The sequence below is a fragment of the Pseudonocardia sp. ICBG601 genome (assembly GCF_020496245.1).
In genome coordinates this window covers 216,926-233,990 of record NZ_JAHLJA010000152.1, presented here as the reverse complement: position 1 = coordinate 233,990, position 17,065 = coordinate 216,926, and the positions used below count along the sequence as shown (strand labels likewise).

17 protein-coding genes and 2 pseudogenes are annotated in these 17,065 nt (G+C 73.6%); 16 read left to right on the top strand and 3 right to left on the bottom strand.

The features are described from left to right. Nucleotides 1–11 precede the first annotated feature (11 nt). Nucleotides 12–3,047, top strand: a complete 3,036-nt coding sequence (locus KPL57_RS51460) for a bifunctional [glutamine synthetase] adenylyltransferase/[glutamine synthetase]-adenylyl-L-tyrosine phosphorylase (protein ID WP_226357709.1) — start codon at nt 12–14, stop codon at nt 3,045–3,047. Here the strand turns inward: KPL57_RS51460 and KPL57_RS51455 are convergent. Then, nucleotides 2,989–3,990 carry a MerR family transcriptional regulator gene (locus tag KPL57_RS51455; protein WP_226357708.1) on the bottom strand — a complete coding sequence of 334 codons (1,002 nt, stop codon included), beginning with the start codon at nt 3,988–3,990 and terminating at the stop codon, nt 2,989–2,991. The genes KPL57_RS51460 and KPL57_RS51455 overlap by 59 nt on opposite strands. Nucleotides 3,991–4,088: 98 nt before the next feature. Here KPL57_RS51455 and KPL57_RS68090 point away from each other — a divergent pair. The 8 genes and pseudogenes from KPL57_RS68090 to KPL57_RS51415 form a co-directional block, all read left to right on the top strand. Continuing rightward, nucleotides 4,089–4,496, top strand: a pseudogene (locus tag KPL57_RS68090) (LLM class flavin-dependent oxidoreductase); the annotation flags it as partial. A 43-nt stretch (nt 4,497–4,539) separates the two neighbouring features. Further along, a complete protein-coding gene (locus tag KPL57_RS68085) occupies nt 4,540–4,914 on the top strand; it encodes an LLM class flavin-dependent oxidoreductase (RefSeq protein ID WP_308253130.1) in 375 nt (124 codons plus the stop codon). Nucleotides 4,915–4,941: 27 nt separating this feature from the next. Continuing rightward, entirely contained in the window at nt 4,942–5,655 is a 714-nt protein-coding gene (locus tag KPL57_RS51445) for a M50 family metallopeptidase (protein WP_226357707.1), read from the top strand. Between the two features lie 12 nt (nt 5,656–5,667). Beyond that, entirely contained in the window at nt 5,668–6,090 is a 423-nt protein-coding gene (locus KPL57_RS51440) for a nitroreductase/quinone reductase family protein (RefSeq protein ID WP_226357706.1), read from the top strand. Between the two features lie 68 nt (nt 6,091–6,158). Then, entirely contained in the window at nt 6,159–6,593 is a 435-nt protein-coding gene (locus KPL57_RS51435; RefSeq protein WP_073574172.1) for a heme-binding protein, read from the top strand. 728 nt (nt 6,594–7,321) lie between these two features. Further along, nucleotides 7,322–7,588 carry a GlsB/YeaQ/YmgE family stress response membrane protein gene (locus KPL57_RS51430; RefSeq protein WP_062395991.1) on the top strand — a complete coding sequence of 89 codons (267 nt, stop codon included), beginning with the start codon at nt 7,322–7,324 and terminating at the stop codon, nt 7,586–7,588. Nucleotides 7,589–7,812: 224 nt separating this feature from the next. Continuing rightward, a pseudogene (locus tag KPL57_RS51425) lies at nt 7,813–8,010 on the top strand (cold-shock protein); the annotation flags it as partial. Then, the gene (locus KPL57_RS51415) at nt 8,005–8,757 is read left to right on the top strand and encodes a cold-shock protein (protein ID WP_374203915.1); all 753 of its coding nucleotides are present in this window, start codon (nt 8,005–8,007) and stop codon (nt 8,755–8,757) included. The pseudogene KPL57_RS51425 and the gene KPL57_RS51415, both read left to right, overlap by 6 nt. A 123-nt stretch (nt 8,758–8,880) precedes the next feature. Here the strand turns inward: KPL57_RS51415 and glnA are convergent, their stop codons facing one another. Further along, nucleotides 8,881–10,302: a type I glutamate--ammonia ligase gene (glnA, locus tag KPL57_RS51410; protein WP_062395988.1), complete on the bottom strand. Its 1,422-nt coding sequence runs from the start codon at nt 10,300–10,302 to the stop codon at nt 8,881–8,883. A 183-nt stretch (nt 10,303–10,485) separates the two neighbouring features. Here glnA and KPL57_RS51405 point away from each other — a divergent pair, with 183 nt between their 5' ends. Then, nucleotides 10,486–10,956 (top strand): RDD family protein, encoded by a 471-nt coding sequence (locus KPL57_RS51405; protein WP_226357705.1) that lies wholly within the window; start codon nt 10,486–10,488, stop codon nt 10,954–10,956. Between the two features lie 11 nt (nt 10,957–10,967). On the opposite strand, the gene KPL57_RS51400 is transcribed toward KPL57_RS51405, so the two are convergent. Further along, on the bottom strand, nt 10,968–11,645 hold the full coding sequence (locus KPL57_RS51400; RefSeq protein WP_226357704.1) for a GntR family transcriptional regulator: 678 nt from the start codon (nt 11,643–11,645) through the stop codon (nt 10,968–10,970). Nucleotides 11,646–11,767: 122 nt separating this feature from the next. Here KPL57_RS51400 and KPL57_RS51395 point away from each other — a divergent pair, with 122 nt between their 5' ends. The 6 genes from KPL57_RS51395 to KPL57_RS51370 all read left to right on the top strand — a co-directional run bounded on the left by KPL57_RS51395 (nt 11,768) and on the right by KPL57_RS51370 (nt 17,059). Next, nucleotides 11,768–12,811 carry a LuxR C-terminal-related transcriptional regulator gene (locus tag KPL57_RS51395; RefSeq protein WP_308253129.1) on the top strand — a complete coding sequence of 348 codons (1,044 nt, stop codon included), beginning with the start codon at nt 11,768–11,770 and terminating at the stop codon, nt 12,809–12,811. 219 nt (nt 12,812–13,030) lie between these two features. After that, entirely contained in the window at nt 13,031–13,483 is a 453-nt protein-coding gene (locus KPL57_RS51390; protein ID WP_226357702.1) for a heme-binding protein, read from the top strand. After that, the gene (locus KPL57_RS51385; RefSeq protein WP_178373436.1) at nt 13,480–14,340 is read left to right on the top strand and encodes an MIP/aquaporin family protein; all 861 of its coding nucleotides are present in this window, start codon (nt 13,480–13,482) and stop codon (nt 14,338–14,340) included. The genes KPL57_RS51390 and KPL57_RS51385 overlap by 4 nt, the downstream gene beginning before the upstream one ends. Beyond that, on the top strand, nt 14,337–14,762 hold the full coding sequence (locus KPL57_RS51380) for a diol dehydratase small subunit (RefSeq protein ID WP_178373437.1): 426 nt from the start codon (nt 14,337–14,339) through the stop codon (nt 14,760–14,762). Before KPL57_RS51385 ends, KPL57_RS51380 begins: the two co-directional genes overlap by 4 nt. Before the next feature lie 3 nt (nt 14,763–14,765). Next, nucleotides 14,766–16,487, top strand: coding sequence for a propanediol/glycerol family dehydratase large subunit (locus KPL57_RS51375; RefSeq protein ID WP_226357701.1), 1,722 nt, complete (start codon nt 14,766–14,768; stop codon nt 16,485–16,487). Further along, complete coding sequence (locus tag KPL57_RS51370; protein WP_226357700.1) at nt 16,484–17,059, top strand: propanediol/glycerol family dehydratase medium subunit; 576 nt, start codon at nt 16,484–16,486, stop codon at nt 17,057–17,059. The genes KPL57_RS51375 and KPL57_RS51370 overlap by 4 nt, the downstream gene beginning before the upstream one ends. Nucleotides 17,060–17,065: the final 6 nt, after the last annotated feature.

Here is a 17,065-nt window from a genome sequence, read left to right as displayed (position 1 = left end):
GATCACCGGTCATGGACCGTCGCACGGGGACCTCGCTCGCCCGGCTCGGCCTCACCGGTGAGGACGCGGCCACGACCCTGCGCGGTCTGGGCTGGTGGGCGGCCGACGGGCCGGCGCCCGGCTGCGAGGAGATCATGTGGGCGCTGGCCCGCAGCCCCGACCAGTCCCTCGCCCTGCGGGCGGTCGAGCGGCTGGCGCAGACCGCCCCGTGGCCCGCGATCGACCGGGCGCTGCGCACGGACCGCGGGCTGCGGGGGCGGCTGTTCGCGACCCTGGGGTCGTCGACGGCGCTGGGCGACCACCTCGTCGGCCACCCGGACCGCTGGCCGCTGCTGGCCGACACCGCCGAGCGTGGGGACCCGCCGCCGGACCTGGCCCGGCGCACCGCGAACCTGCTGCGCGCGGTCGGGGCCGACCCGGCCGCGCCGCCGCCGGGGACGGCCGGGGGAGCGCGGGCGTCGCTGACCGGCGCCGAGGCCGTCGCCGCGCTGCGCACGGCCTACCGCGACGAGCTGCTCGGCCTCGCCTCGGCCGACCTGGCCGCCGTCGGGGACCCGGGGCTGCCGGTGATGGAGGTCGACGACGTCGCCGCCCAGCTCGCCGACCTCGCCGAGGCCGCGCTGTCGGCGTCGCTGGCGGTGGCCGCGGCCGAGCAGGACCCGCCCGAGGAGCTGCGGCTCGCGATCATCGGTCTGGGAAAGTGCGGCGGCCGGGAGCTCAACTACGTCTCCGACGTCGACGTCGTGTTCGTCGCCGAGCCCGGCGGGGAGCTCACCCAGGCTGCGACGAAGCTCGCGTCACGGGTCATGCGCATCGCGGGGGAGGCCTGCTTCGAGGTCGACGCGAACCTGCGCCCCGAGGGCCGTCAGGGTGCGCTGGTGCGGACCCTGGACGGGCACGTGTCCTACTACAAGCGGTGGGCGAAGACCTGGGAGTTCCAGGCGCTGCTCAAGGCCCGTCCGATCGCCGGGGACCCGGTGCTGGGCCGCTTCTACATCGACGCACTCGACCCGATGGTGTGGCAGGCCTGCACCCGCGACGACTTCGTCAGCGACGTGCAGGCCATGCGCGCCCGGGTCATCGAGAACATCCCGTCCGAGCAGCGCGAACGCGAGCTGAAGCTCGGCCGCGGCGGGCTGCGCGACGTCGAGTTCGCCGTCCAGCTGCTGCAGCTGGTGCACGGCCGGGGCGACGACACCCTGCACTCGGGCAACACCCTGGTCGCGCTGGCCGCGCTGTCGGAGAGCGGCTACGTCGGCCGCGACGACGGCGCCAACCTCGCCGCGTCCTACCGGTTCCTGCGCCTGCTGGAGCACCGGCTGCAGCTGCAGAAGCTGCGCCGCACCCACCTGCTCCCGGCCGCCGACGACACCGACGGGCTGCGCTGGCTCGCCCGGGCCGCGCGGATCCGCCCGGACGGGCGCCGCGACGTCGTCGGCGTGCTGGTCGACGAGTGGCAGCGCAACGCGCGCCGCGTCACCCGGCTGCACGAGAAGCTGTTCTACCGGCCGCTGCTGTCGGCGGTGTCCCGGCTGGCCGCCGACGGCGCCGACGCCGTGCTGTCCCCGGAGGCGGCGAAGGCACGGATGAAGGCGCTGGGCTGGGCGTCGCCGGAGGGGGCGCTCGGGCACCTGCGGGCGCTCACCGGCGGGGTGTCGCGGGCCGCGTCGATCCAGCGGGCGCTGCTGCCGGTGCTGCTGGACTCGCTGTCGCGCAGCCCCGACCCCGACCGCGGCCTGCTCGCCTACCGGCGGGTGTCCGAGGCGCTCGCCGACACCCCCTGGTACCTGCGGCTGCTGCGCGACGAGGGCGCGGTCGCGCAGCGGCTGATGACGCTGCTCGGCACGTCGGCGCTGATCCCGGACCTGCTGGCCCGCGCGCCGGAGGTGCTGCGGATGCTCGCCACCTCCTCGGGGGTGCAGAGCCCGGAGCTGACCCGGGACCCGGCCGAGGTGTCGATGGCGCTGCGCACCACCGTCGCCCGGCAGAGCACGCCGGAGGCCGCGGTGGCGTCGGCGCGGTCCTACCGCCGGCACGAGATGCTGCGGATCGCCTGCGCCGACCTGCTCGGCCTGCTGCCCGTCGACGCGGTGTGCACGGCGCTGAACTCGGTGAACGAGGCGGTGCTGGCCGCGACCCTGGACGCGGTGCTGCGCGCGGAGTCCGAGCGCCCGGCCGTCCTGTCGGTGATCGGGATGGGCCGCCTCGGCGGCGGCGAGTCCAGCTACGGCAGCGACGCCGACGTCATGTTCGTCTGCAGGCCCGCCGAGGGCGTCGACGACCACACCGCGGTGCGGTGGGCGACGCGGGTCGTGGAACGGGTGCGGCGGCTGCTCGGCTCACCCAGCCCGGATCCGGAGCTGCCGGTCGACGCGGACCTGCGCCCGGAGGGCCGGTCCGGGCCGATGGTGCGCACCCTGGCCTCCTACCGCGAGTACTACGCCCGCTGGGGCGAGGTGTGGGAGGCCCAGGCGCTGCTGCGGGCCCGCCCGATCGCGGGGGACCGGACGCTGGGCCGCGAGTTCACCGCGCTGATCGACCCGATCCGCTACCCGGCCGACGGCGTGTCGGCGGCCTCGGTGTCGGAGATCCGCCGGATCAAGGCCCGGGTCGACGCCGAGCGCCTGCCCCGCGGCGCGGACCGCACCACCCACACCAAGCTCGGCCTGGGCGGGCTGGCCGACGTCGAGTGGACGGTGCAGCTGCTGCAGCTCCAGCATGCGGGCGACGTCCCCGAGCTGCGCACCCCGTCGACGCTGCACGGGCTGCACGAGGCCGCGGAGGCCGGGCTGATCAGCGCCGGGGACGCCGCCGAGCTGGAGGAGGGCTGGCGCACCGCGACCGCGGCCCGCAACGCGATCATGCTGGTCAAGGGCAAGCCCGGCGACCAGCTCCCGCGTTCGGGGCGGGAACTGGCCGCCGTCGCCGTCGCGCTCGGGTACCCGGCGGGCGGCGACCCGGGGGAGTTCCTCGACGACTACAAGCGCGTCACGCGGCGGGCCCGCGCGGTCGTCGAGCGGGTGTTCTACGGCTGGTCCGAGGACTGACCGGCCGGTGCCGACCGGAGCGCCGCGGCGAACCACTCGAACGCCGGGACCGCGGGCTCCCGGGCCGGCCAGCCGTTGAGCACCCCGAGCAGCGTCCAGTAGCGCTCGACGCGACGGTCGGCGAACAGCTCGACGCTGTCCGCGGTCCGGGCGCGGGCCGCCGCGTCCTGCCCCTCGACGCCGGGGATGCGGGCGAGGACCCGGGCCGCCTCCGGGCTCGCCGGGTCGACGCCGCGGCGAGCGCGGCCCCGGCGTGCTCGGCCACCGCGGCCGGGTCGGCCTGCTGCTCCCGGTGCTCGGGAGCGGTGGCGCCGGCGACGGCCATCTCCCGGCACCGGGCCCGGAACCCCGGGTCGGCGACGAGCTCGGCCAGCTCCACCCAGGCCCCCACCTGCTCGGGGGTCGGGTCGTCGGGGAGCTCGGCGGGCATCGACCGCATGCCGGTGGCGATGCCCGCGCCCGGCGCGTCGTCGTCGATGCCGGCGAAGGTCTCGGTCACGAAGTCGTCGATCAGGTGCTGCCGCTGGGCCGCGGACAGCCGGGCCAGGTCGTTCATCAGGGTCACGCTCCGCTCGTCGGGCAGGGTGTCACCGGCCCCGGTGCGGGCCAGCAACGCGCACACCGCGCGCTGCGCCCGCAGCTCCCGGATCCGGTCGTCCAGGGCCCGGACGTGTGCCGCCGCGATCTCGCCGACCCCCCGTCGGCGGGACAGCACGGCGCGCACGTCGTCCAGACCCAGGCCGAGCTCGCGCAGGGTGCGCACGAGGTCGAGCCGGGCGACCGCGGCCGGTCCGTAGACCCGGTGGCCCGCGCCGTTGCGGTCGGCGGGGACGAGCCCCTCGTCCGACCAGAAGCGGAGCGTGCGCACGGGGACCTCGCTGCGCCGGGCGAGCTGCCCGATCGTCAGCGTGACAGGGTGATCATCGGTACGCGGTGCGGTCACGGGGTACAGCGTCGGGTGTTCCAGCGGCTGGAGGTCAAGTGCGAATCGGTTTCGGGATCCCGCAGTTCGGTGCGGCCGCGGCCCACGTGGACGGGACGATGTGCTTCGCGGCGGGCGCCGAGGAGCGCGGCGCGGCGAGCCTGTGGACCGGCGACCGGCTGCTGGTGGCCGTCGACCCGACGGTCGGCTACGGCGGCGGGCCCGGCGGCCCGGGCAGCGTGCCCGAGCAGTTCACCGCCGCGCACGACCCGCTGGCGCTGCTGACCGCGGCGGCCGCCGTCACCGCGCGGGTGCAGCTCGGCACCAGCACGCTCAACGCGCCCTGGTACCCGGCGGCGCTGCTGGCCCGGCAGGCGGCGACGATCGACAACCTGTCCGGTGGACGGCTGCTGCTGGGCCTCGGCATCGGCTGGTCGCCCGAGGAGTACGACGCCGTGGGCGTCCCGATGGGCGAGCGCGGCGCCCGGCTCGACGAGACCCTCGACCTGTTCGACGCCTGGTGGCACGACGACCCGGTGGAGTTCACCGGCCGGTTCGCGAGCGTCGCACGTGCACGCCCGGCCGCACCACGTGCCGGTCTACCTGGGCGGGTTCAGCCCCCGGGCGCGCCGGCGGATCGCGGAACGGGCCGACGGGTTCCTGCCGGTCGTCACCTCCGACGTCACCGACCTCGACGCCGCGGTCTCCGCGCCCTGGGCGGACCTGCGTGCCGCCGCGGCCGAGGCGGGCCGCCCCGCCGACGCGATCGGCGCGGTGCTGCGGGTCAACCCGAAGCCGGGGGAGACCGCCGCCGACGCGGCCGCGCTGGTGCGCCGGGCCGCCGCCGACACCGACGTCGAGCACACCTTCGTCGACCTCATGTACCTGGCCGACGACACCGACTCGGCGCTGGAGGCGGTCGAGGAGATCCTCGGCGCGGGGTGACCGGACCCCGCTGGTTCACTGGGGTCCGTGGCAGACCTCGACGTGATCACCCGCGGGTACGAGCTCGTCGCGGCCCGGCCGGCGTCGCTGCTGGCCGCGCTGCTGGCCCTGGCGGTCGTGGCGTGGCGGCCGACCTGGCGGCTGACGCGCACTGCGGTCACGATCGCCCACGAGGGCGGGCACGCACTCGTCGCGGTGCTGGTCGGGCGGGGCCTGGCCGGGATCCGGCTGCACGCCGACTCCTCCGGCGTCACGCACTCCACCGGCGCCGGGCGCGGGCCCGGCGTGGTCGCGATGTTCTTCGCCGGCTACGTCTTCCCGCCGCTGCTCGGCCTCGGCGGTGCGGTGCTGGTCGCCGCGGACGAGGCGCAGGTGATGCTGTGGATCGCGGTGGTGCTGCTCGCCGCGACGCTGCTGCAGATCCGCAACCTCTACGGCGGCCTGGCCGTCGTCGCGACCGGGGCGGTGCTCGTGCTCGTCGCGCTGCGCGCCCCGGCCGACCTGCGGACCGGGTTCGCCGCCGCGCTGACCTGGTTCCTGCTGTTCGGCGGGGTGAAGGCCTGCCTGGAACTGCGCCGGGGTCGTCGCGGGGGCAGGCTGCGCCACTCCGACGCCGACCGGCTCGCCGAGCTCACCCCGCTCGGCGGCGGGGCGTGGGCGGCACTGTTCGTCCTCGTCGCGTTCGCGGCGACGCTCGCCGCCTGCTGGGTCGTGTTCGCCCCCGGCGGGGCACCGGCCTGACAGCATGGGGTCATGGCAGAGGACTTCAACACCAGGGTGATCCGCGAGTTCCGGGAGAACGACGGCCGGGTCGGCGAGCCGTTCGCCGGCCTGCCGATGATCCTCGTCCACCACGTCGGTGCGAAGAGCGGCGCCGAGCGGATCGCGCCGCTGCGCTGGTTCGCCGACGGTGACCGCTGGGTCGTCGTCGCCTCCGCGGCGGGCGCCCCGCGTCACCCCGCCTGGTTCCACAACCTGATGGCGAACCCGGACGTCACCGCCGAGATCGCCGACGGCGAGGGCGGGGTCGAGACCGTCCCGGTGCACGCGAGCGAGCTCGACGACGCCGACCGCGACCGCATCTGGACCTGGATCAAGGAGAACAACGGCGGCTTCGCCGACTACGAGCGCAAGACCGACCGTAGGATCCCGCTGGTGGGCCTCACCCGGCGCTGACCGCCGTCCTGCCCGCTGCGTGAGGCCGGGGTGGGCATGGGCGCCGCGGTGATGGCAGGGTTCGCGGCATGACGATCTCCCTCGAGCAGGCCCAGACCATCGCCGCCGCTGCCCTGGCCCACGGCACCGAGCAGGGCTTCAACCCGCTCACGGTCGCGGTGCTCGACCCGGGCGGTGCGATCGTCGCCCTGGCCCGCCAGGACGGCTCGGGCTTCCTGCGCCCCGACCTCGCCGTCGCCAAGGCCAGCGGTGTGCTCGCCCTCGGCATGACCAACCGCGCGATCGCCGCCCGGGCCGCGGACTCCCCGGAGTTCTTCACCTCGGTGGCGAACCTCGCCGGCGGCAAGATCCTCTCCGTGCCCGGCGGGGTCTTCGTCAAGGACGCGGCCGGCGCGCTGCTCGGCGCCGTCGGGGTGACCGGCGACGCGTCGCTCAACGACGAGGCCGCCGCCCTCGCGGGGATCGAGGCCGCCGGTCTGGTCGCGGTCACCGGCGCCGAGTAGTCCCGACGCCCCGGAATGTGCCGCACCCCCGGGCGACGAGGTCAGCCCGGGGGCGCGGAGGGGACACGATCCTGCCGCCGAGGAAGGACCGTGCACGTTCGTGGTCGCGCCGCAGGGCGCAGGGTGACGCAGAGGGTCGCGCGTGACCGGTGCCGTTCCTTGGACACCCGGGCGGTGTCACCGAGCGGAGTGGCCGAGCCGGTGTGGCCCTCACTCCGTGTGACCTGGAACACGGTAGCTCTGAGTCAAGCATTCGCGTCCCACCCCTGTCAACGAATCCGCGGACGCGGTCGGTGAGATGATCTCTGCACCGATTCCGCGTCCGGGATGCTCCGAGCGGACCTGACCCTGAGCGGGGGTCGCATCCGTCCGCCGTGACCGCCTCGTGACGCGCGCGCATCCGGGAAGACCCCGACCGTGCGAACTCCGGCACCTGATGGTGGGGCAGGGGTGTTCTGCGATGTTTCCGTGACCGGCAGTGGTTAGCGTCGGCGACGTCCTACACGACATCGGGAACCGCGTGGTGCCGACGGCCGCACACCGGTCGGCGGACGGGCGTCTCCACGGTGCCGTTCGGAGCAGCCGGAGCGGGCCGACGTTCTCCCGTCTCCTGATCGCATCCGAACGGTGACCACCGGGGACGTTTCGCCACGACCCCCACGGGTCACTCGATGCCGACCGGTCAGATTCGGTTCGTCACGAACGGACCGTAAGCGAGGGAGACAGACATGGGCATCATCGCGTGGATCGTGCTGGGGCTGATCGCGGGCGCCATCGCCAAGGCCATCATGCCGGGCAAGGACCCGGGCGGAATCATCGTCACCCTGATCCTGGGTGTCGTCGGCGCGCTGCTCGGCGGCTGGATCGGCAGCGCGGTGTTCGGCGTCGGCCTCGGCGGGTTCTTCAACCTGTCGACCTGGCTGCTCGCCATCGTCGGGTCGCTGATCCTGCTCGCGATCTACCGCGTGATCGTGGGCCGCAAGGTCCGCGCCTGACACGCGCGTGACACCCTCGTCGGCGCCCGCCCGGAGACCCTCCGGGCGGGCGCCGACGTATGTCCGGCCCCGTCCGCCGGCCGCCGCGCTGCGGGTGGCGGGGGGGGGGCACCCGGACCGCCGGCCCGCCTCGCACCGCCGGCCCGTGGGCCCGGCCCGAGGGAGCGCGGGGTCCGTCGGGGAGACTGGGGCCAGTGACCCGCCTTCCCGATCTGGAGTTCTCGATGCCGCAAGGGACCGTCCGCTGGTTCGACGCCGAACGGGGTTTCGGCTTCCTCGCACCCGAGGACGGCTCGCCGGACGTGTTCGTGCACGCGTCGGAGATCGTCGGGGGCGGCGGCGCGCCGGTGCTCCGCGAGGGCCAGGTCGTCGAGTTCGAGGTCGGCGAGAACGACCGCGGACCCCAGGCGCTGCGGGTGCGCGTCACGGCGGAGGCTGCCGAGAGCGCCCTGGGCCTGCTCGGCACCGTCAACTGGTACGAGCCGGGGAAGGGGTACGGCTTCGCGTCCCCGGACGGCGGCGGCGCCGACATCTTCGTGCACAGCTCCGCCATCGTGACCGGCGGCGTGGTCACCGAGGGACAGCGGGTGGCCTTCCTGGTCGTCGAGGGCGAGCGCGGTCCGCAGGCCGGGCACGTGATCCCGCTGGGAGCGGGGGCAGGCCTGCCCGCCACCGACGACACCGCGGACGACGCCGACGGCACGGTGGCCTGGTACGACGAGGACAAGGGCTTCGGCTTCGTCACCCCCGACTCCGGCGGCGAGGACGTCTTCGTCCACGCCCGGGCCCTGGCCGAGGGGCTGACGTGGCTCGCGGAGGGCGACCGCATCGCCTACGAGGTGACGACCGACGGGGACCGGGGCCCGCAGGCCCGTGACGTGCACCTGGTCCGCAGCGGTGAGCCCCCGGCGCCGAAGCGGCCGGCACCCGCCGCGGCCTCGGGGCCGGCGTCGCGCGAGGTGCCCGCACGCGGTGGCGAGGGCGTCGTCGTGCGCTACGACGAGGACCGCGGCTTCGGCTTCATCGCCCCGGACGCCGGCGGCGACGACCTCTTCGTCCACGTGTCGGTGATCGCGGGGTCGGAGCCGCTGCAGAAGGGCGACCGCGTCCGCTACGCGGTGCGTCAGAGCGACCGGGGCCCGCAGGCCGACCGCGTCGAACGCCTCTGACGCGAGCCCGGGGTCCCCGGCCGGGCCCCGTGGGAGAACGACGAACGGCGGCCGACCCGACAGGCATCCTGCCGGGTCGACCGCCGTCATCCCGCCGACCCGACGGTCAGCGGCACGTCTCGATCAGACGTCGTAGTACAGGGCGAACTCGTACGGGTGCGGGCGCAGCCGCAGCGGGTCGATCTCGTTCTCCCGCTTGTAGGAGATCCAGGTCTCGATCAGGTCCGGGGTGAACACGCCACCCTCGAGCAGGTAGTCGTGGTCCTGCTCCAGCTTGTCGATGACCGCACCGAGCGAGGCCGGGACCTGCGCGATGTCCTTGGCCTCCTCCGGCGGGAGCTCGTAGAGGTCCTTGTCGATCGGCGCCGGCGGCTCGATCTTGTTCTTGATGCCGTCGAGGCCGGCCATCAGGATCGCCGAGAAGGCGAGGTACGGGTTACCGGACGAGTCCGGGCAGCGGAACTCGACGCGCTTGGCCTTCGGGCTGTCACCGGTCAGCGGGATGCGGATGCAGGCCGAGCGGTTGCGCGCGGAGTAGACCAGGTTGACCGGGGCCTCGAAGCCCGGGACCAGGCGGTGGTAGGAGTTCACCGTCGGGTTGGTGAACGCCAGCAGCGACGGCGCGTGGTGCAGCAGGCCGCCGATGTAGTAGCGCGCGGTGTCGGACAGTCCGCCGTAGCCGGACTCGTCGTGGAACAGCGGCTGCCCGTCCTTCCACAGCGACGAGTGCACGTGCATGCCCGAGCCGTTGTCGCCGAACAGCGGCTTCGGCATGAAGGTCGCGGTCTTGCCGTTCTGCCACGCGACGTTCTTCACCAGGTACTTGAAGAGCATGACGTCGTCGGCCGCACGCAGCAGCGTGTCGAACTTGTAGTTGATCTCGGCCTGGCCCGCGGTGCCGACCTCGTGGTGCTCGCGCTCCACCTCGAAGCCCGACGCCTGCATCGCGGTGACGATGTCGGCGCGCAGGTCGGCGTAGTGGTCGACCGGCGGGACGGGGAAGTAGCCGCCCTTGTAGTTGACCTTGTAGCCCAGGTTGCCACCGACCTCCTCGCGGCCGGTGTTCCACCAGCCCTCCGCGGAGTCGATGTGGTGGTAGGCCTGGTGCGGGTCGGTGCCGAACCGGATCGAGTCGAAGACGTAGAACTCGGCCTCGGGCGCCATGTACGCGGTGTCGGCGATGCCGGACGCGGCCAGGTACTCCTGGGCCTTGCGTGCGACGTTCCGCGGGTCCCGGGAGTAGGGCTCACCGGTGATCGGGTCGTGCACGAAGAAGTTGATGTTCAGCGTCTTGTGCTTGCGGAACGGGTCGAGACGGGCGGTCGTCGTGTCCGGGTGCAGCGCCATGTCGGACTCGTTGATCGCCTGGAAACCGCGGACGGAGGAGCCGTCGAAGGCGGCACCGTTCTCCAGGAGGTCGCCGGCCGTCTTGGCGGGGACGGTGAGGTGCTGCATGACGCCGGGCAGGTCGCAGAACCTGATGTCGACGTACTCGACCTTCTCGTCCGAGATGTACTTGAGTACCTCTTCGGCGTTGCTGAACACTCTCTGGGCTCCTTCATTCGCTGGTGGAGATCGTGGGTGACGGTAGGAGTGGCGTGTTGCTCACCCATCACTCACCTGTTTCACCGACGTTAACTGACCCGACCGCGACATCGATCACGTTCGTCATCGGTGTCCGGTCCGGTCCCGCTCGGTGGTGCGGCTACGGCGCCTACGCTAGAGAGCATGGCCCGTTGGATCGAGTCCTGGCTCCCCGGTTCATCCGCCGGAGGCTCCGCCCCGGCCGGACACCCCGGCGAGCGTCTCGGGCTGCCGGCGACCGGCCACTATTCCGTCGCCGGGTTCGGCCGCCGGGTCGCCGGCGTCTGCCTCGACTGGTTCCTGTCCTACCTGCTGGTGCTGCTGGTCGCCGGGGTCGACGCGCTCGGCACCCCGGAGTTCAGCTGGTGGGTCCTCGGGACCTGGTTCGTGATCACCGCGCTGTCCGTGTCGGTGCTCGGTACGGCGCCGGGGCACCTCGCGCTGGGGATGCGGGTCGCGCGCACCGACATGGCGACCCACGTCGGCGTGCCGCGGGCGCTGCTGCGCACCGCGATGATCGCGGTGGTGCTGCCGCCGTTCCTGCGCGACACCGACGGCCGCGGCTGGCACGACCGCGCGAGCCGCACGGTCGTGGTGCGGGTGCTGCGGGGCTGAGGCCCGGCGGCTCAGGCGCTCGCCGGCGGGGCGCCCAGGACCGACGCCCGGGTGCCGGCCAGGTGCACCCGCAGCACGGCCACGGCGCCCTGGCGGTCCCGGGCGCGCAGCCCGGCGAGCAGCTGCCGGTGCTCGGAGACCAGGCGCTCGGCCCGGCCGGGGAAGCGGCCACCGAGGGCGCCCATGTTCATCCGCAGCTGCCGGTCGCGCAGCGTCCCGTAGACCTCCAGCAGGATGCTGCGGCACCCGGCCCGCACCAGCACGGTGTGGAACTGGCGGTCGGCCTCGACGAAGGCGAGCTCGTCGCGCGCGGCCACGGCGGCGAGCTGGTCGTCGATCGCGGCGTCCATCGCGGCGGCGATGTGCTCCAGGGTCTCGTCGTCGACCCCCACGACGGTGGCGATCGCGTGCGACTCGATGACGTCGCGGGCCTCGACGACGGCGTCCACCTCGCCGGGGGAGACCGGCACCACGAGCGCGCCGCGCTTGGGGTAGAGCTTCAGGAGTCCCTCGGCCTGCAGCTGCAGGAACGCCTCGCGGACCGGCGTGCGGCTCAGCGCCAGCGGCCGCGCGACCTGACCCTCGCTGATCAGCTCGCCCGCGGGCAGCGAGCCGTCGAGGATCCCGGCCTTGGCGAACCGGTACGCCCGTTCGGTGGCGCTACCGCTCGCCCGTGACCCGTCGTCCACGTCCGAATGATGCCTGATCACGTCCGGCCCGGGTTCGCGAGGCTTGCCCACCCCGGCCGACATCCCTACCGTTCCCCTCCAGGAACGCGACATAGATGCAAGATGGATACCGGGAGGACCGGGTGATCCTCACTCACGGTGCGGTGCAGGACCGGGGTGTGACGACGCTGCTCGACGACCTCGTCCGGCGCACGACCAGCAGGCTGGGCGGTGGTGGCGGCACCGTCGCGTTGCTGGGCGACCCGGCGCCGGTCGTGCACCGGGACCCGCTGCCCCCGGTCGAGGACGTCCTGGCCCGTCTGGTCCGGGAGCCCCGCACCCTCCTTGTGGAGGGGGACGGCCCTGGCGCACCGGACGTGCTCGGAACCCCCCTCTGGTGGGACGACGAACTCCTCGGAGCCTGTGCTTTCGGCGGGGGTGGATCCTTCCGTGATTCCGACGTCGCCGCGGTCGAGGGATTCGCCGAGCAGGCTGCCGTCGCGGTGATGGCGGCCCGGCTGCTCGCCGACGTCCCGGCGGTCGCGACCGCCCCCGCCGCGCCGCAGCTGCTGCCGGAGCTGCGGGCCGAGCTGGACCGTGCGCTGCGCGCTCTCGGTGCCCGCGGCGGCGTGGTCACCCTGGGTACCGAGCGGGTGCCGGACCCGGTCGTCGCGACCGGGGTGCACGAGGTCGCGCGGCTGCTGCTCGACAACGCGGTGCTGCACTCCGGTGCGTGCACGCTGCGGGTGGGGCTGGCGTTCGAGGCGGGCACGGTCCGCCTGCTCGTCGAGGACGACGGCCGCGGTTTCGACCCCGTCACCGCGCCCCGGTCCGGGCTGGACCGGGTCGAGTCCACCGTGCGCGCGGCGGGCGGCCGGCTGGAGATCGACAGCGTCCCCGGGTGGGGGACACGTGTGCGGGCCTGCTGGCCCGACCCGCCCACCCCGTACACGGCGGGTTCGCTCGTGCTGCCGCCCACCGGCCTGCAGCCGGCCCGCGGCCAGCACACGCTCACCCTGCGGGAGCGGGAGGTCCGCGCACTCGTCGAGCAGGGGCTGGCGGACAAGCAGATCGCCACCCGGCTGGCCATCTCGGTCAAGACGGTGGAGAAGCACGTCGGTGCGGTGCTGCGGAAGACCGGCGCCCGCAACCGGACCATGCTCGCCCGCTTCGGCGCGGGCAACTGAGCGACGGCACCCCGGCCCGCACGCTTGACGGCGTGGCCGCCGTCGCCGCAGCCGGCCGGCCGGGCCACCCGGTCGACGCCGCTGCGGCGACCGATCCGTCGACCCCTCCGCACCGGCGCCGACTGGGCCATACGGCCCTCCCCGGAGGGTGTGGGGGTGGGGGTGAGGTAGGGAGAGTCCTCATATCTCACCGGTGACCGCGCTCATAGCGTCCTCGTCGTGGCCCGGTACGGAACCGGGCAGCTCGACTCGACGAGGAGTGAGGCCCGGATGCAGCGACTGACCCTCCAGGACGCCGAGAAGGCGCTGGCCGCCGGACTGGCGAAGGCGACCGAGATCGGCCAGCCGATGAACGTCGCGATCGTGGACGACGGCGGTCACCTGCTCGCCTTCGCCCGCCAGGACGGCGCGATCCGCGCGAGCATCGACATCGCCCAGCGCAAGGCGCGCACGTCGATCCTGATGAACCTGCCGACCGCCGCGCTGACCCCGCTGGTGCAGCCCGGCGCCGAGCTCTACGGCCTCGAGCACACCGCGGGCGGCATGGTCATCTTCGGTGGCGGCATCCCGATCCACCGCGACGGCGAGCTCGTCGGCGCGGTCGGGGTCAGCGCCGGCTCGGTGGAGCAGGACGTGACGGTGGCCGAGGCCGCCGTCGCGGCACTCGCGTGAGGCGCGGGGACGCGGGCGAGCTCGCAGCCGAGTTCGCCGGGACCTTCGTCCTGATCCTCATCGGCTGCGGCACCGTCGCCCAGGTCGTCACCTCCGACGGCAAGGCGGGCGACTGGGGCACCCTGGTCTGGGGCTGGGGCGTCGCGGTCACGATGGGCGTCTACATCGCCGGCCGTGTGAGCGGTGCCCACCTCAACCCGGCCGTCACCCTGGCACTGGCCGTGTTCAAGGGCTTCTCCTGGCGCAAGGTCCTGCCCTACTCGCTGGCCCAGACGGCCGGCGCCTTCCTCGCCGCCCTCGTCGTGCGGGCCGTCTACGCCGGCCCGATCGCCGCGGTCGACCCCGGTCACACCGTCGCCACCCAGACCATCTTCTCGACCCTGCCCGGTGAGCACGTCACGATCTTCGCCGCGTTCGGTGACCAGATCGTCGGCACCGCCCTGCTGGTCTTCGTGATCTTCGCGCTGACCAACGCGCTCAACAACCCGCCCGGCGCCAACATGGCGCCCTTCATGATCGGGTTCCTGGTCGTCGGCATCGGCATCGCCTTCGGTGCCAACGCCGGGTACGCCATCAACCCGGCCCGTGACCTGGGCCCGCGCCTGGCCTCGTTCGTCACCGGCTACGACACCGCGTTCGTCACGAGCGCAGGCGTCCCGTACTGGTGGCTGCCGATCGTCGCCCCGCTGCTCGGCGGTCTGATCGGTGGCGGCGCGTTCGTCCTGCTGGTCGAGCGCTTCCTCGCCCCGGCCGAGCTGGAGGCCGCCGCGACCGGCGAGGTCCCCGTCGGCCGCGTCCCGCAGCCGGACGCCCCGGTCGAGCAGCCCCTGCCGTCCCGCCTGGAGGAGACCCGATGACCACCACCCTCGGCCCTACCGACTACCCGCTGTCCGTGCAGCGGCCCGACCTGCTCCGCACCCCGACCGGCCGGCCGCTGGCGGAGGTCACCATGGCCGCCGTCGTGTCCGGGGAGATCCGCAACGAGGACCTCCGCATCTCGGCCGAGACGCTGCAGCTGCAGGGCCAGATCTCCGACGCGGTCGGCCGCCGCCAGCTCGCCGAGAACATGCGGCGCGCCGCCGAGCTCACCGCCGTCCCCGACGACGAGGTCCTCGCGATCTACAACGCGCTGCGGCCCCGCGCCTCGTCGGCCGCCCGGCTCGCGGAGATCGCCGACCGGCTGGAGAACGACTACGCCGCCGCCACCTGTGCCGCGCTCGTCCGCGAGGCCGCGCAGGTCTACGCCGCCCGCGACCTGCTCGCCCGCGAAGGAGACTGACCGATGACCAGCACCCTCCCCGAGGTGGGCACCCCGGCGACCGGGGCCCGGACCTCGAAGCGCACCGACATGCTCGAGTCCCGCCCGGTCAACCTCGACGGTTTCGTCGAGGAGTGGCCGGAGAAGGGTCTCGTCGCGATGGAGAGCGACTTCGACCCGCAGCCGAGCGTCCGCGTCGAGAACGGCGTGATCGTGGAGATGGACGGGCGCGAGCGCGCCGCGTTCGACTTCATGGACACCTTCATCGCCGACCACGCGATCGACGTCGAGGTCGCCGAGCGGGCCACCGCGATCCCCTCGAAGGACATCGCGCGGATGCTCGTCGACCCGGGCGTGACCCGGGCCGACCTGCTCGACATCACCCGTGGTCTCACCCCGGCCAAGCTGCTCGACGTCGTCAAGCTGCTCAACGTCGTCGAGATCATGATGTCGATGCAGAAGATGCGGGCCCGTCGCAGCCCCGCCAACCAGGCGCACTCCACCAGCGCCCGGGACAACCCCATCCAGGTCGCGGCCGACGCGGCCGAGGCCGCGCTGCGCGGCTTCGCCGAGATGGAGACGACCCTCGGCGTCCTGCGCTACGCCCCGCTCGTCGCCATCGGCCTGCAGGTCGGTGCCCAGTCCGGGCGCGGCGGTGTCATCACCCAGTGCGCGCTGGAGGAGGCCACCGAGCTCGACCTGGGCATGCGCGGCATCACCGGCTACGCCGAGACGATCTCGGTCTACGGCACCGAGTCGGTCTTCGTCGACGGCGACGACACCCCGTGGTCGAAGTCGTTCCTGGCCAGCGCCTACGCCTCCCGCGGCATCAAGATGCGCTTCACCTCGGGCACCGGGTCGGAGGTGCAGATGGGCAACGCCGAGGGCCGCTCCATGCTGTTCCTCGAGATCCGCTGCATCCTGATGGCCAAGGGCGCCGGGGTGCAGGGCCTGCAGAACGGCTCGATCAGCTGCATCGGCGTCCCGGGCGCGGTCCCCGGCGGCATCCGTGCCGTCGCCGCCGAGAACCTGGTCTGCAACATGGTCGACCTCGAGTGCGCGGCCGGCAACGACCAGTCGTTCTCGCACTCGGCGATGCGCCGCACCAGCCGGCTCATGCCGCAGCTGCTGTCCGGCCAGGACCTGGTGTGCTCCGGCTTCTCCGGCGTGCCGAACTCGGACAACATGTTCGCCGGGTCGAACCTCGACGTCGAGGACTACGACGACTGGAACACCATCCAGCGCGACCTGCAGATCGACGGCGGCCTGCGGCACGTCCGCGAGCCGGAGATCCTCGCGGTGCGCGAGAAGGCGGCCCGCGCGATGCAGGCCGTGTTCGCCGAGCTGGACCTGCCGCGGATCACCGACGAGGAGATCGAGGCGGCCACCTACGCCAACTCCAGCGCCGACTACCCGCTGCGCGAGGTCCTCGAGGACCTCAAGGGCGCCCAGTCGGTCATGGACCGCGGCATCACCGGCCTCGACCTGGTCAAGATCCTGGAGCGCACCGGCTTCCACGACGTCGCGGAGAACCTGCTGCAGGTCCTGCGCCAGCGCGTGTCCGGCGACCTGCTCCAGACCTCGGCGATCCTCGACGAGAACTTCGTCCCGCAGGCCGCCATCAACGACGCCAACGACTACGCCGGTCCCGGCACCGGCTACCGCCTGACCGGCGACCGGTGGAACGCCCTGAAGAAGCTGCGCCACGTCACCAGCGCCGAGAACCCCGAGGAGGAGGTCTCGTGAGCATCGCTACCGAGAACCCGTTGTCGCTCACCGAGATCGGGCCCGCCGAGCGCGGCACCCGGCCCGACGAGGTCGTCATCGCGGTGTCCCCGGCGTTCGCCGGGTTCTTCACCCGCACGATCGTCAACGTCCCGCACGCCGAGGTGCTGCGCCAGCTCATGGCGGGCATCGAGGAGCAGGGCGTGACGTCGCGGCTGATCCGGGTGTGGGACACCGCCGACCTGGCGGCCATCGCCCACACCGGCGCGAAGCTGTCCGGCTCCGGGATCTGCGTGGGCCTGCTGTCGCGGGGCACCACGATGATCCACCAGAAGGACCTCGCCCGGCTGTCGAACCTGGAGCTGTTCCCGCAGTCCCCGCTGCTCGACGCCGAGGTGTTCCGCGGCATCGGCTCCAACGCCGCGCAGTACGCCAAGGGCGAGTCGCCGCAGCCGGTGCCGACCCGCAACGACCAGATGGCCCGCCCCCGCTGGCAGGCCAAGGCGGCGCTGCTGCACCTGAAGGAGTTCGAGCAGATCCGCAACGGGGTGCGTCCGGTCGAGGTCGCCCTCGGCGCACCGGTCGCAGGCTGAAGGAGA